Genomic DNA, 14,223 nt, shown 5'->3' with positions numbered 1-14,223 from the left:
CCTCCCAGTGTAGGCGGCACCCCACTGTCGGCGGTCAACAGTCGCCTACGCCCTGGGCGTGATCACGATGATGAGGTCTCCCGCTTCCACCTGCTGGGTCGTCGAAATGGCCACCCGCTCTACTGTGCCGCTGACCGCCGCGGTGATCGCCGCTTCCATCTTCATGGCCTCGATCGACGCAACAGCCTGGCCGGCCTCAACGGCATCGCCCTCGGCCGCCTTCACCGTGACGACGCCGGAGAACGGCGCTGCGACCTGTCCCGGCTTCGACGTGTCGGCCTTTTCGATGGGCTTCGACTCAACCTTGATGCTCGTGTCCCGCACGAACACGGGGCGGAGCTGACCATTGAGCGTGGTCATGACCGTACGCATGCCCTTGTCGTCTGGCTCACCGATCGCTTCGAGACCGGCGTACAGGCGCACGCCCTTGTCGATCTCGATGACGTGCTCCTGGCCCTGGTCGAGGCCGTAGAGGTAGTCGATGGTGTCGACAACAGAGAGGTCGCCGAACAACTCACGCGTTTGCAGGAACGTCTGGGTCGGGGCGGGGAACAGCAACCGGTTGAGGGCGGCTCGCCGTTCGTCAGACGTGCCGTCAAGCTGGGCCTGGTCATCGGCGCTGAGCGGGGACACCTCGATGTTGATGTTCTTCCCGGCAAGGACCTTGCTGCGGAACGGCTCGGGCCAGCCACCGGGAAGGTCACCGAGTTCACCGGCCATGAAGCCGACGACCGAGTCAGGGACGTCGTACTTGTCGGGGTTCTGGGCGAAGTCGTCTGGGTCAGCCTTCACCGCGGCGAGGTAGAGCGCGAGGTCACCGACGACCTTCGACGACGGCGTGACCTTGGGCACGCGGCCGAGGATCCGGTCGGCGGCGGCGTACATGTCCTCGATCAGCTCGAAGTGATCGGCGAGGCCGAGCGCGATTGCCTGCTGGCGCAGGTTCGACAGCTGGCCGCCGGGGATCTCGTGGGTGTAGACGCGACCGGTCGGGCCGGCGAGGCCTGATTCGAACGGCTTGTAGATGTGCCGAACCGATTCCCAGTACGGCTCGAGGTCGGTGACGGCCTTGAGCGAAATTCCCGTGTCACGTTCCGTGTGCGCGAGAGCGGCGACGAGTGCGGATGCCGACGGCTGGCTGGTGGTCCCCGCCATCGGAGCGCTCGCAACGTCGACGGCATCCGCACCGGCTTCGCTCGCAGCGAGGAGCGTGGCGAGCTGGCCACCGGCGGTGTCGTGGGTGTGGACGTGCACCGGAAGGTCGAACCGCTCACGGAACGCCGACACCAGCTTCGCGGCAGCGGCCGGGCGCAGGAGCCCCGCCATGTCCTTGATCGCGAGCACGTGCGCTCCCGCTGCGACGATGTCGTCGGCGAGGCGCAGGTAGTAGTCGAGGGTGTACAGGTCCTCGGCCGGGTCGAGGAGGTCGCCGGTGTAGCAGACGGCCACCTCAGCGACGGTCGACCCCGTGGCGAGCACGGCGTCGATGGCAGGCCGCATCTGGCTGACGTCGTTGAGGGCATCGAAGATGCGGAAGATGTCGACGCCGCTGTCCGCAGCCTCGCGCACGAAGGCATCCGTCACCGCTGTCGGGTACGGGGTGTAGCCGACGGTGTTGCGCCCGCGCAGGAGCATCTGGATGGCCACGTTCGGCAGCGCCTCGCGGAGGCTCGACAGCCGCTCCCACGGGTCCTCCCCGAGGAACCGGAGTGCGACGTCGTAGGTGGCACCGCCCCAGGCCTCGACCGAGAGGAGTTCGGGGGTGAGCCGTGCGACGTACGGAGCAGCGGCGAGCAGATCGCGGGTGCGCACCCGCGTCGCGAGGAGGGACTGGTGGGCGTCGCGGAACGTCGTCTCGGTGACGGCGAGTGCCTTCTGTTCACGAAGGGCGGTGGCGAAGCCCTGCGGCCCGAGCTCGAGCAGACGCTGGCGCGAACCGGCGGGTGCGGGAACGCTGAGGTCGATGTCGGGAAGCTTCTCGGCCGGGTGCAGGTTGGTGGGGCGCGGACCGTTCGGCTGGTTCACCGTGACGTCGGCGAGCCAGTTCATGATCTTGGTGCCGCGGTCCTTGGAGACCCGGCCACGCACCAGCTCGGGGCGCTCGTCGATGAACGACGTGCTGAGGTCACCGGCGACGAACTGCGGGTCCTCGAGCACGGCCTGCAGGAACGAGATGTTGGTGGACACACCGCGGATGCGGAACTCGGCAAGGCCTCGCTTGGCACGCGCGACGGCGGCGGGGAAATCCCGGCCGCGGCAGGTCATCTTCGCGAGCATCGAATCGAAGTGCGGGCTGATCTGGGCGCCGGGGTTGATGGTTCCACCATCGAGGCGGACGCCGCCACCGCCGGGCGACCGGTAGGTGGTGATCTTTCCGGTGTCGGGACGGAAGCCCTGGGCCGGGTCCTCGGTGGTGATGCGGCACTGCAGGGCGGCTCCGTGCATCTGGATGGAATCCTGGCTCAGGCCGAGGTCAGCGAGGGACTCCCCCGCCGCGATGCGAATCTGTGACTGGACGAGGTCGACGTCGGTGATCTCTTCCGTCACCGTGTGCTCGACCTGGATGCGCGGGTTCATCTCGATGAAGACATGCTTGCCCTTGCGCTCCCCCGCGGTGTCCAGGAGGAACTCGACGGTCCCGGCGTTGACGTAACCGATCGAACGGGCGAAAGCGATGGCGTCACTGTAGAGCGACTGGCGCAGTTCGTCGCTGATGTTCGGTGCCGGCGCGATCTCCACGACCTTCTGATTGCGGCGCTGCACAGAGCAGTCGCGCTCGAAGAGATGAACCGTGTCGCCGGTGGCATCCGCGAGGATCTGAACCTCTATGTGACGGGGACGGATGACGGCCTGCTCGAGGAACATCGTCGGGTCACCGAATGCGCTGTCTGCCTCACGCATGGCCTCGGCGAGGGCAGGGGCAAGTTCTTCCTTGGTTGCGACCTTGCGCATACCGCGCCCACCGCCGCCGGCGACCGCCTTGGCGAAGAGGGGGAATCCGACCTCGTCTGCGCCGGCGAGGAGTACGTCGATGTCGCGTGAGGCGGGAGTCGAGGCGAGGACCGGCACGCCGGCCGCAATCGCGTGCTCCTTCGCGGTGACCTTGTTTCCGGCCATTTCGAGCACGTCTGAGGTAGGCCCGATGAACGTGATGCCGTTGGCGGCAGCCTGCTCGGCGAGGTCAGGGTTCTCCGAGAGGAACCCGTACCCGGGGTAGATGGCGTCGGCGCCGGACTCGAGGGCGACCCGGATGATCTCGGAGACATCGAGGTACGCGCGGACGGGATGACCTGGTTCGCCGATCTGATATGCCTCATCGGCTTTGAGCCTGTGCATGGAGTTCCGGTCCTCGAACGGGAACACGGCAACAGTCTTCGCTCCGAGCTCATAAGCAGCCCGGAAGGCGCGGATCGCGATTTCGCCTCGGTTGGCGACGAGAATTTTTTTGAACATGCAGACCTCTCTGGCAGCACAGCGCACAGGGAACAGTTAGGTTCTGCCAGCTTAGTGAAGGTAACGTATCTACTTGTGCACGTACTCAGCGTCTCGAGCCTCAAGGGAGGCGTCGGGAAAACTACAGTCAGCCTTGGCCTGGCCTCCGCGGCCTTTGCGAAGGGCGTCCGAACGCTCGTTGTGGACCTCGATCCACAATCGGATGTCTCCACCGGCATGGATATCGACCTGACAGGTCGATTGAACGTCGCCGATGTTCTCGCGTCTCCGAAAGAGAAAACAGTCCGCCAGGCCATCTCGCCAAGCGGTTGGACGAAGACCCACCCCGGCACGATCGACGTCCTCATCGGAAGTCCGTCCGCCATCAACTTTGACGGCCCTCACCCGTCGATCCGCGACATCTGGAAGCTCGAAGAGGCGCTCGCGCACGTCGAGGACGACTACGACCTCGTCCTCATCGACTGCGCACCGTCGCTGAACGCTCTGACCCGCACGGCCTGGGCGGCGAGCGACCGTGTCGTCGTCGTCACCGAGCCCGGTCTGTTCTCCGTCGCCGCAGCCGACCGTGCACTCCGCGCGATCGAGGAGATCCGTCGCGGCCTGAGCCCGAGGCTCCAGCCGCTCGGCATCGTGGTGAACCGCGTGCGTTCGCAGTCACTCGAGCACCAGTTCCGGATCAAGGAACTCCGCGATATGTTCGGACCGCTCGTTCTCAGCCCGCAGCTGCCGGAGCGCACCTCGCTTCAGCAGGCGCAGGGCGCGGCGAAGCCCCTCCACATCTGGCCGGGCGACAGCGCGCAGGAGATGGCGAACAACTTCGACCTCCTCCTGGACCGCGTGCTCCGGACCGGTCGCGTCGGCGAATACGCCGACCCCGCGAAGGCCGCGCGCTAACCACACTCTGGCGAGTTCACCCGACGCGGGCGACATCACTCGTTCCGCCGGGTGAGCTCACCCGCAGCGAGTGAACCCGGGCCAGCCGCCCACCGTCGGCGTGTTCGCACGCCCGGTGTGGCGAAAGCGTCAGTTGCGGTCGAGCGCATCCCGCGGAACTGATGCTCTCGACCGGAAGTGATGCTCTCGCCGAGACGGCATGAGCACACCACACCCGCGAGTTCACCCGACGCGGGCGACATCACTCGTTCCGCCGGGTGACCTCGACCGCAGCGAGTGAGCCCGGGCCAGTCGCCCACCGTCGGCGTGTTCGCACGCCCGCGGTGGCGAAAGCATCAGTTGCGGTCGAGCGCATCCCGCGGAACTGATGCTCTCGACCGGAAGTGATGCTCTCCTGCGGGGACACAGCGCGCGACGCCGGTTCAAGCCGTACGCGCGGGGCGCACAGAGCGCGCGGCGGCGGCTCAGGCCGTACGCGCGGCGCGGCGAAGGGCGAGTTCGTCCATCGGGTCAGCAGCCTGGCTGTCGAACTCGATGAGGGTGCTCTCCACCTCGCGCAGTACCTTGCCGACGGCAATGCCGAAGACGCCCTGGCCGCGGCTGACGAGGTCGATTACCTCATCGTTCGACGTGCACAGGTAGACGCTGGCCCCGTCGCTCATGAGGGTCGTCTGGGCAAGATCGTTGATGCCGGACTCGCGGAGCTGGTTGACCGCTGTGCGGATCTGCTGGAGCGAGATCCCGGTGTCGAGAAGTCGCTTGACCAGTTTGAGAACGAGGATGTCGCGGAAGCCGTAGAGGCGCTGCGAGCCGGATCCGGCTGCCCCGCGGACCGTGGGCTCGACGAGGCCGGTACGTGCCCAGTAGTCGAGCTGGCGGTAGCTGATTCCAGCGGCACGGGCGGCAACGGCGCCGCGGTAGCCGGACTGGTCATCGAGGTCGGGCATTCCATCGGTGAAGAGAAGTCCGAGATCGTACCGAGCATTCTCGTTGGCGGTATTCTCGCTCATCCGTGTGTGCTCCTGTCGAAAAAGGCTGCGGTGTGTACCGCGTTGTCCACGCTACAGAGCCGGGCCGTTCTGATCAACGACATCCGCTCACCAGGTCCGGCGTGTCGAGAGGCCGTGATCATTCTGTGACCCTGGACGCCGGCGAAAGTCACGAGGTAAGCCTGCCGAGCGCCGACCGGACGAGGCTCGCCCTGATCACATCGAGCCTGCCGGCGATCTCGCCTGACAACTCTGCGGCACGAGCCCTGCTCGCCGCATCGTCGCGCCTCGAGATGGGCAGGAGCGCGCTCTCGATGAGGCTGACCTCGCGTTCGGCCGTCGCGCGGTAGCCGCGCAGGTGCCTCGGCTCGATCCCGGACCGCTTGAGGGCGACGAGTGAGCGCACAACCTCGAGCGTGTCGTCCGTGTAGCTCTCGGATGGTGTGATCAGCGACGCCGAGATGGCCTCGTTGAAGAGGGCGGCTGTCGCGCCGGTCTCCTTGATGATCTCGTCACGCCGGTAACGCCGGCCGGGAGGAATGATCGTCGATACGGTCCCGGTCGCGCCCGGCAGGGCTGGTGAGCGCCCTGCATCGAGGTCGGCGAGGTAGCCGCGGATGACTTTCAGCGGTAAGTAGTGATCGCGCTGCATCGACAGGATGACGCGCACACGTTCGACATCCGCCGGAGAGAACTTGCGGTACCCGGACTGGGTACGGCTCGGCGACACGAGCCCCTGCTCCTCGAGAAACCTGAGCTTCGAGTTGCTGAGGTCGGGGAAATCGTTGGCCAGTCGAGCGAGAACCTGACCGATGCTGAGAAGCGCAGTCGAGGATTGTTCCTGGCGCCCGCGCCCGGCCTCGGGGTGTCCCTGCTCAGCTCCCTGCCGCCTGGCTGCCTGAGCCGACATGCGCTAGGCGCCCGCGGTGGAGTTCAGGTCTTCACGCGACGCGTAAAAGGTCAGGCGGAATTTTCCGATCTGAACCTCAGCGCCATCGCTCAACAGGGCGCTGTCGATGCGCACACCGTCGAAATAGGTACCGTTGAGCGAGTTGAGGTCGCGAACCTCGAAGGCGACGCCGTGCCGAAGGAATTCGGCGTGCCGCCTCGACACCGTGACGTCGTCGAGGAAAATATCGGCGTTGGGATGCCGGCCAGCGGTCGTGACGTCGGCGTCAAGCAGAAACCGTGCACCGGTGTTCGGACCGCGACGAGCAATGAGCAATGCAGAACCAGACGGAAGTGCCGCGATGGCTTCCCGCTCGTCTGCGCTGACGTCGGCCTCGAGAGCCTGGAGCGCAGCACCAAGATCGCGACTGAAACTCATGGTCGAGTCATCTGCGGCCTGACCTGAACCGCCCTGGGCGGCAGGCTGGCGCAGAAATGCCCCTGTTGCGGGGTTCTGCTCATCGGGTAGTTGCACCGTGAACCTCCTAGGTTTCCAGCGTATCGGATGCGGAGTCGGTCTGTGCCGACCCGCGTGGCTTTCGGTTCACTCTTCTTACCCTGATGGTGTCGACCAGATAGAGAATCCCGGCCCACCAGTAAAGCACGGCACCGACCACCGCGAAGAACATGCCTAACGGCTGAACCCAGTCATGGACGTCCGGAATGGCCGCAGCGAGCATGAGCAACGGAAGGCCAAGGAACAGGGATGCTGTCGCGCACTTCCCTACCCAGTTGACCGGGAACGCTCCGTGTCCGATGCGGGCGAGGAAGATGCCGATCGCCAGGAGCATGATGTCCCTGGAGACGATGACGGCAACGAGCCACCAAGGAATCAGCTCACGCCACGCGAGACCCAGCAGTGCGGCGAGGATGTACAGCCGGTCTGCGGCCGGGTCGAGTAACTGGCCGAGTCGCGTCACCTGGTTGAGCCGGCGGGCGAGGAACCCGTCGAGAAAATCGGTGAACCCGGAGACGGCGAGCACGACGAGCGCCCAGATGTCCTGGCCTTCGACGAGCAAAACGAGGAAAACGGGGACAAGTGCGAGCCGGAGAAAGCTCAGCAAATTGGGGAGCGTCAGGATCCGATCGCTCACCCCGAAGTTGCCCTCTGTGCTCACCCCGCCAGCCTAGACGACACGGGGTGCCCTCCGGCACTGGCATGCCGGGCTGCACCGCAGAGTGCGCGACAGGATGCGACCCCGATATGGGGAGCCCACCGGTGGGCACTCTGCCGTAACCTGTACCCATGAAGCGGGCAGCGGGAGCGGGCGGAGATACACACCGCGCATCCGGGCTGCGCACTCGTCTTCTGAAGGTCGCCGTTCCCGCCGCGCTGGCCGCAGTGCTCGCTGCCACGTTCTTCACCGTGACACCCCGCCCCGTCGCTGCCCCCGCGGCCGGAAGCGAAGCGGGTGGCGGCAACATTGCCGGCGCCGCCACGCTGTCCCTTGCGTCGTTCGCCGATGCCTGGGCCAGGATCGACGAACAGGAGCGGACGTTCGTGGCCCAGGTCATCGGTGACTCCACGGGAAACGCGGAGGGCGAATGGGTCGACGTCGCGTTCCGTGAACTCTCGGTCCAGCTCGACCGGCCGCTTGTGCAGCATCCGTGGGACGTATTGTCGAACTCGTATCTCGCGCCGATCACCTTCAACGCCGAGGCGTCGAATGCTCCCCTCGTTGTGTGGAACGGCTCTGCCAGCGGAAAGACCGCCGCGTACTCCCTCACTCACATCGACACCCTCGTGCCCACCGAACCAGACCTCGTCATCCTCAACCACGGGCTCAATAACGTACTCGAGCCTGCCCAGGTCGGAGAACAGTTCACCTCGTTGATCGCCGGGATCGAGCAACGGTGGCCCGCACGGATCGGCTACGCCGCCCTGCTCGAGAACCCGCGACTGGATCAGTACGCCGCAGCACACGACGAGGTCATCGGACACGTCGCAAGCTGGCTTGCCGAGCACCAGGCGGTCCGCCCGATCGACGTGCACTCGGCGTACCTCGAGTCGGGTGATGTTGCATCGTTGCTGCTTCCCGATCTCCTCCACCCTGCGCCCAGCGGGTCAGTGCTGACCGCCGGAACGGTCATCGCAGCCCTCACCCGCTGACGCTGGCAGACTCACGCCGCCGTGATTGACCCGGGGTCGAACACAGCCAGCACACGCCAGAACGGCTGTGACCGTGCCAGCCACCTGGGCGGGAGTACCGAATCGAGCTCGGTCGCGAGGTAGCTGCGGCGGATGGAGATCAGCCCGTCATCGCGGACGAATGACCGGTGAAAGAAGAGTCCGGTGATGACGGAATACAGCACGTAGCCCAGTCGCGTCCTCCGGATGTCGCTGTGGATGGCGATGACCGATGCCAGCCTCTCGGAGTCAGCGAGCACCGCCCCGAGCTCGCGCGCAGAGAGGTGGTGGATGACGTGGTTCGAGATGACGAAGTCGAATTTCGCTCCCTCATCGACGAGGTCAGCGCTCGAGGCACGTCGGTAACGGATGCCGTCGGTGGCTGGCAGGCTTTCGACGTACGCCGCCGCGCGCGGGTCCGGGTCGATCGCCGTGATGTCGAGGCTCACGCCGTCACGCCGCGCCATGCGAGCGAGGGCCCGCACGACGTCGCCTCCCCCTGTGCCGATGTCGAGGAGTGTGTGGCTCGGTCCGGTGAATCGTGGCTTGAGTTCCGTGAGGTAGGTGAGGTGCCAGCCGGCGACGACAGGGTTGACGATGCGGAAGTGCTCATAGGTCCGGAGCAGGGTCGGCAAGTCGCAGTTCGGGTCGTCCATCCACTCGACGGCCTCGGTGTCCCTGAACCGCAACCAGCTGGATAACCCGGTGAGCACGCTCACTGGGTGACCCGGGTGAACAACCCGGTTTCGACGGTGAGCCCCGGCCCGAATGCCATGGCGCACACTCGTTCGCCGTTTCCGCCGACACCATCGCCAGCGTCGCCAGCATCGCCAGCATCGCCAGCATCGCCAGAGTCGCCGCCTGCGCCTGCGCCGTCGAGGATGTCCCTGAGCACGAAGAGCACCGTACCGCTCGACATGTTGCCGTAGTCACGCAGAACCCGCCTCGACGGCGCGAGTTGCGCGACGCTGAGTCCGAGATTGGACTCGACCTTGTCGAGGATGCTGCGGCCGCCCGGGTGGATCGCCCAGTGGGTGATGGTGCCGGCCGGGTCGTCCGCCAGTTGTGGCTCGTTCGCGAACAGCGGTTCGAGCGCTGGCCGGATGTAAGTGTCGATGATCCGGGGTACCGCGGCGCTCAACACCATGTCAAAGCCTGTATCGCCGATCGTCCAGGCCATGTCGTCCTCGCCGATCGGGGTGAGTTCACTCGCCAGCTTGTCGACGGCCAGGCTGATCGAGCCGGGAGGGCCGGGTCGGCCGGTGACAATCGCCGCTGCCGCGCCGTCGGCGAAGACGCTCGATGCGACGATCTGGTCGGGGTCGTTGGACGATCGCACGTGGATCGTGCACACCTCGCAGCAGACGACGAGGACGACGGCGTCGGGATCGGACTCGCAGAATGCCGCGGCTGCCCTGAGCGCGGCGAAGGCGCCGTAGCAGCCCATGAAACCGATGTGCAGGCGCTGGGTCGTCGACGCAAGGCCGAGTGACCGGACGACACGGTAGTCAGGTCCTGGTGCGAAGAAGCCCGTGCACGACACAGTGACGACGTGCGTCACGTCGCTCGCGTCGATGTCCGCGCACGCATCGAGTGCGCGCTGCGCCGCCTCGACGAACAACCGGCCCGCCGCATCGATGTAGACCTCGTTGCGTGTTCGGGTCGACGGCGACAGCAGAGTGCCACTCACCCGGTCATAGAACACCGGGTCGCCGGCCACCGGGGCCTCGCCCAGGTCCTCGATGACTGTTTGCCTCGTCGAAATACCCGAACCGTCGAAGGATGCCCGCACGAGGCGTTCGCCGAGCCTCGTGAGCCCGTCCTGCCCGGAGAAGATGTCCCGCGCAACCGTCTGGTCCAGGCTCGTCGGGGGGACGGCGGTCTGGATGGTTCGCACATGGGTAGGCATGTTCACACTCTAAACACAGCGCACACCTTTGCCCCGCCGGTTGCATTCGGCCCTCAACAGCACAGAGAATGTGCCACGCTTTCGCGCCGCCTGTCTGATCCGCCGGGAATTCGCAAGGGCTTGAGTCGCCCGGCCGTCCCGCCATAACCTGTTGCAACCAGACCGGCCGAGCCGACGGCCGGGCGAAAGGACAGCAGACTATGGCAACCGCAACGCAGGAACGAACCAGGACAACAGCAACGAACTCCGGCGCGAAAACCACGCGGAGGCAGAAGCCGGAGCGAGGCTTCATCGCCTCTCGCGAGCTCGCCGAGAATATGCAGAAAGTGCTCGTCGACCTCGTCGAGCTGCACGTCCAGGGCAAGCAGGCGCACTGGAACGTCGTCGGCAAGAACTTCAGGGACCTTCACCTTCAGCTCGATGAGATCATCGACGCCGCGAGGGAGTTCTCCGACGAGGTAGCCGAGCGGATGCGTGCACTGCACGCGGTGCCGGACGGCCGGAGCGACACAGTCGCGTCGACCACGACACTCCCGGCTTTCCCGAACGGCGAGGTGGACACGGCCCAGACCGTCGACCTCATCACGGTTCGCCTCGAGGCGACGGTCGGAACGATGCGAGATGTGCACGACGCCATCGACGAGGAAGACCCGACGACGGCCGACATCCTGCACGCGATCATCGCCAAGCTCGAGCAGTACGCGTGGATGGTCAGTGCCGAAAACCGCACGACGTCGTAGGGCTAACCTGCCTCTGAGCGCGACACTGTACGCATGACGTCCAGGAGCGCGATCGGAACGCCGGGCGAAATCAGGAGGTAAGCGGGTTCGAGGATGCCCTCGCCGCTGTTGACTTCGAGCCAGTGCGTTTTTCCCGCACCAAGCGCATCGCCGATCTCCGAGCGGAGGTCGGCGATGTCGCGGTTGGGGACCGAGTACTTCTGGCCGCCGTACGCGATCTCGACCCGCTTCACGACTCGTCGTCCTGTGCGGCACCTGGCGGTCGCTGCTGCGGTTCCGGCACGATCTGAAGACCACTCGCTGAGTTCGACGAGGCGCTCAACGCGAGAATCCAGTCACGATTGAGCGCCGGCAGGCGCGAACCGAAGTATTTGTAGTGCAACGGGATGTTGGGGGCCAGCCAGATTGTGCTCCGGCCGTCGCCGACCGCTGGGTCATCCTTCCAGCTGAAGTAGAACGATTCACCCCGCCGGAGTTTCGCGCCGATGACGATTTGCAGGTGCGCGAGCACCCTGTCGTCGAAATCGACGGTCAGGGTTGAATCGTAAAACAGCTTTCCCATGCCGCATCCTCCCGAAGTTATGCTGGCGACTCGACGTGCCAGGTGCTGCCAACAATGCACCCCGCGGATCAACGCTGGCCCATCACTACTCCGAGAACCATATCGCGAGCGGGCCGGGGAGGTAAGAGGCACGGTGCGGCCTGACAAAGTCACGCGGGCTCGGGTCGCAGGCTCCCGGTCCGTCGTCGCGCGGAGCGGTCAGCCGGGTCCGGGACACGTAGAATCGGCACCATGCCGCTCTGGACTGAAATTGCCGACCGGGTATTTGTCCGGCGTTACCAACCGCTCGATATCTCGGTCACCCTGGTTCTGGGCGATGAGGGTGCGCTGCTCGTCGACACGCGCTGCAACCCGCGCGAGGGCGACGAGATTCTGAGGGACGCCGCCTCGTTCAACCGGACGATCACCCACGTGGTGAACACCCACGCCCACTACGACCACACCTTCGGGAACCAGGTGTTCGCTGGCTCCGCCGTGATCCTCGGGCACCACCTCATTCCGCGGCACTTCGCCGAGTTCGAGTCGCCGCGGCTTGCCGAGTGGCAGTCGAACCCGGCGGCACAGCCGCAGTACGACTGGCGCGACGTTACCCTCACCCCGCCGACGGAACTCATCGAGGCCAGTACCGACCTCGACATCGGCAACCGGCTCGTTCGTCTTCTCCCGCTCGGGCCAGGGCACACCGACACCGACCTGGTGGTCAACATCCCCGATGCCGGCGCCTGGATCGTGGGCGACGTCATCGAGGAGTCCGGGCCGCCGATGTACGGGTCAGGAAGCTTCCCGCTCGACTGGCCGGACCAGGTGAAGACGCTCGCCGGTGTGATGACAGAGGCCGACGTCGTGGTGCCTGGTCATGGCAGCCCGGTCGACCGTACGTTCGTCCGCGCGCAGGCGGACCTGCTCGGCACCGTCGCCGACGGCATCCGTGAAGCGTTCGCGCGGAGAGAACCAGCCGAACTGGTCGCCGACCGGATTTCGGGAGCGACGGCACTGCCGCTGGACTTTGCCGAGGCGGCCGTTCACCGCGGATACTCCCTCCTCGCCTCCGGGGATGTCAGCGGATGACGTCGACGGTTCGGGTGGACAGCTGGCTGTGGGCGGTCCGCGTCTACAAGACCCGGTCGATGGCGACGACGGCGGCGAGAGCCGGGCACGTGCGCGTCGCCGGCGACCGGGTCAAGGCGTCCCATCCGGTGAAGATCGGTGACGAGGTGCGGATCCGGCAGAACGGATTCGACAGGATCGTGGTGGTGAACCGCCTGGTGACCAAGCGCGTCGGAGCGACTGTCGCCGCCGAGTGCCTCATCGACAGAACTCCCCCGCCACCGCCGCGGGAGGAGATCGCGTTGCAGCCGACGCGCGACCGGGGCGCCGGCCGTCCCACCAAGCGTGAGCGACGCGATCTGGAAAAACTCCGGGGTCGGGAACAACCCGAGCTGTGATCGGGCCGTCTAGGCTGAGCGCGTGGACATGCTGACCTCCGACCTGCTCGAGCGGTTCCGCGCCAGGGCGCCCGGCTACGACCAGCTCAACGCCTTCTTCACCGAGGACCTGGACGACCTCCGCCACGCGGGCTACCTCGCACCGCAGTCACTGCTCGATGCCGTCCGGAACCAGCGCATGCTCGCCCGTTTCGCGCCGGCGACGGCGCTCGGCATCAACATGCACCACGTCGTGGTCGGTGTCGCCCGGGTGGTGTCGGCGGGCGGGGACCCGAGCCTCGACTGGATCCTCGACGATGCGCGCGCCGGTGAGCTTTTCGCGTTCGGCAACAGCGAGGCCGGCAACGACCAGGTCATGTTCGACTCGAGAACCCGGGCGGAGCCCCAGGACGACGGGTCGTACCTGTTCACCGGCACCAAGATCTTCACTTCCCTGTCACCCGCGTGGACGCGACTGGGAATCTTCGGCAGGGATGATTCCAATCCTGACGCGCCGGTCCTCGTGCACGGATACCTCACCCGCGAGACCCCCGGTCATCGAACAGCCGGCGAGTGGAACACCCTGGGCATGCGAGCGACCCAGAGCTACACCACGGTGCTCGAGAACGCGCGAGTGGCGCCGGAGCGGATCGCCAGGACGCTGCCGGTCGGGCCGAGCGGCGATCCGTACATCTTCGGCATCTTCAGCAACTTCCTCCTGCTCATCAGCGCGGTCTACGCCGGGATCGGAGATCGGGCTCTCGAGCTCGGTGTCGAGGCCGCGCAGCGCAGGACATCGATGAAGGCGGGCGGGCGCAGTTACGCCGATGATCCCGACATCCGCTGGCAACTGGCCGACGCCGCGATCGCTCTCGATTCGCTCGCACCACAAATTGAGTCGCTCGCGGCCGATGTCGACGCGCGAGTCGATCACGGCACCGCGTGGTTCCGGCTGCTGGCCGGTACCAAGACCAGGTCGGTCGACGTCGCCAGGTCGGTCGTCGAGACGGCGATCCGATGCTCAGGCGGGTCGTCGTACTCCGCAGACAACGAGCTGAGCCGCCTGTATCGGGATGCCCTCGCCGGGCTGTTCCACCCGAGCGATCCCGAGTCTGCACACAGCACAGTCGCATCGCACCTGCTTGGGCCGGTCTCGACGCGCGAGTGACGGGTCCC

At 66.1% G+C, this 14,223-nt stretch carries 15 protein-coding genes; 6 read left to right on the top strand and 9 right to left on the bottom strand.

Going from position 1 to position 14,223, the window contains the following annotated elements:
* Positions 1-45: 45 nt before the first annotated feature.
* Positions 46-3,453, bottom strand: coding sequence for a pyruvate carboxylase (locus AC1C2N_RS10060; protein WP_495433890.1), 3,408 nt, complete (start codon positions 3,451-3,453; stop codon positions 46-48).
* 75 nt (positions 3,454-3,528) lie between these two features.
* Here AC1C2N_RS10060 and AC1C2N_RS10055 point away from each other — a divergent pair, with 75 nt between their 5' ends.
* A complete protein-coding gene (locus tag AC1C2N_RS10055; protein ID WP_108390858.1) occupies positions 3,529-4,347 on the top strand; it encodes a ParA family protein in 819 nt (272 codons plus the stop codon).
* Between the two features lie 464 nt (positions 4,348-4,811).
* Here AC1C2N_RS10055 and AC1C2N_RS10050 read toward each other — a convergent pair whose 3' ends face one another.
* From AC1C2N_RS10050 to AC1C2N_RS10035, 4 genes are all read right to left on the bottom strand, one after another.
* Entirely contained in the window at positions 4,812-5,357 is a 546-nt protein-coding gene (locus tag AC1C2N_RS10050; protein ID WP_108390857.1) for a MerR family transcriptional regulator, read from the bottom strand.
* 148 nt (positions 5,358-5,505) lie between these two features.
* Positions 5,506-6,246 carry a transcriptional regulator FtsR gene (gene ftsR / locus AC1C2N_RS10045; protein WP_483403997.1) on the bottom strand — a complete coding sequence of 247 codons (741 nt, stop codon included), beginning with the start codon at positions 6,244-6,246 and terminating at the stop codon, positions 5,506-5,508.
* Between the two features lie 3 nt (positions 6,247-6,249).
* Entirely contained in the window at positions 6,250-6,663 is a 414-nt protein-coding gene (locus tag AC1C2N_RS10040) for an FHA domain-containing protein (RefSeq protein ID WP_483403996.1), read from the bottom strand.
* A gap of 106 nt (positions 6,664-6,769) precedes the next feature.
* Positions 6,770-7,402, bottom strand: a complete 633-nt coding sequence (locus AC1C2N_RS10035; RefSeq protein WP_483403995.1) for a CDP-alcohol phosphatidyltransferase family protein — start codon at positions 7,400-7,402, stop codon at positions 6,770-6,772.
* A gap of 128 nt (positions 7,403-7,530) precedes the next feature.
* Here AC1C2N_RS10035 and AC1C2N_RS10030 point away from each other — a divergent pair, with 128 nt between their 5' ends.
* Positions 7,531-8,394, top strand: a complete 864-nt coding sequence (locus AC1C2N_RS10030) for an SGNH/GDSL hydrolase family protein (protein WP_495433889.1) — start codon at positions 7,531-7,533, stop codon at positions 8,392-8,394.
* 11 nt (positions 8,395-8,405) lie between these two features.
* Here the strand turns inward: AC1C2N_RS10030 and AC1C2N_RS10025 are convergent, their stop codons facing one another.
* Together AC1C2N_RS10025 and AC1C2N_RS10020 are read right to left on the bottom strand one after the other, a co-directional pair.
* Entirely contained in the window at positions 8,406-9,131 is a 726-nt protein-coding gene (locus AC1C2N_RS10025) for a methyltransferase domain-containing protein (RefSeq protein ID WP_495433888.1), read from the bottom strand.
* A complete protein-coding gene (locus AC1C2N_RS10020) occupies positions 9,128-10,321 on the bottom strand; it encodes a type III polyketide synthase (RefSeq protein ID WP_495433887.1) in 1,194 nt (397 codons plus the stop codon). Before AC1C2N_RS10020 ends, AC1C2N_RS10025 begins: the two co-directional genes overlap by 4 nt.
* 200 nt (positions 10,322-10,521) lie before the next feature.
* Here AC1C2N_RS10020 and AC1C2N_RS10015 point away from each other — a divergent pair, with 200 nt between their 5' ends.
* Positions 10,522-11,061 carry a Dps family protein gene (locus AC1C2N_RS10015; RefSeq protein ID WP_483403991.1) on the top strand — a complete coding sequence of 180 codons (540 nt, stop codon included), beginning with the start codon at positions 10,522-10,524 and terminating at the stop codon, positions 11,059-11,061.
* A 2-nt stretch (positions 11,062-11,063) separates the two neighbouring features.
* Here the strand turns inward: AC1C2N_RS10015 and AC1C2N_RS10010 are convergent, their stop codons facing one another.
* The gene (locus AC1C2N_RS10010) at positions 11,064-11,294 is read right to left on the bottom strand and encodes a hypothetical protein (protein ID WP_108390852.1); all 231 of its coding nucleotides are present in this window, start codon (positions 11,292-11,294) and stop codon (positions 11,064-11,066) included.
* Positions 11,291-11,623, bottom strand: coding sequence for a DUF7882 family protein (locus AC1C2N_RS10005; RefSeq protein ID WP_483403990.1), 333 nt, complete (start codon positions 11,621-11,623; stop codon positions 11,291-11,293). The genes AC1C2N_RS10010 and AC1C2N_RS10005 overlap by 4 nt, the downstream gene beginning before the upstream one ends.
* Positions 11,624-11,854: 231 nt before the next feature.
* Between AC1C2N_RS10005 and AC1C2N_RS10000 the strand changes: the two genes are divergently transcribed.
* From AC1C2N_RS10000 to AC1C2N_RS09990, 3 genes are read left to right on the top strand one after another with little or no spacing between them, the layout of a single operon-like run.
* Positions 11,855-12,691 (top strand): MBL fold metallo-hydrolase, encoded by an 837-nt coding sequence (locus tag AC1C2N_RS10000; protein WP_495433886.1) that lies wholly within the window; start codon positions 11,855-11,857, stop codon positions 12,689-12,691.
* A complete protein-coding gene (locus AC1C2N_RS09995) occupies positions 12,688-13,068 on the top strand; it encodes an RNA-binding S4 domain-containing protein (protein ID WP_483403988.1) in 381 nt (126 codons plus the stop codon). Before AC1C2N_RS10000 ends, AC1C2N_RS09995 begins: the two co-directional genes overlap by 4 nt.
* Positions 13,069-13,096: 28 nt before the next feature.
* The gene (locus AC1C2N_RS09990) at positions 13,097-14,215 is read left to right on the top strand and encodes an acyl-CoA dehydrogenase family protein (protein WP_495434219.1); all 1,119 of its coding nucleotides are present in this window, start codon (positions 13,097-13,099) and stop codon (positions 14,213-14,215) included.
* The last annotated feature ends 8 nt before the right edge of the window (positions 14,216-14,223 follow it).

It is taken from the genome of Mycetocola sp. Y791 (assembly GCF_059445325.1).
This window is presented reverse-complemented; position numbering and strand designations above follow the sequence as displayed.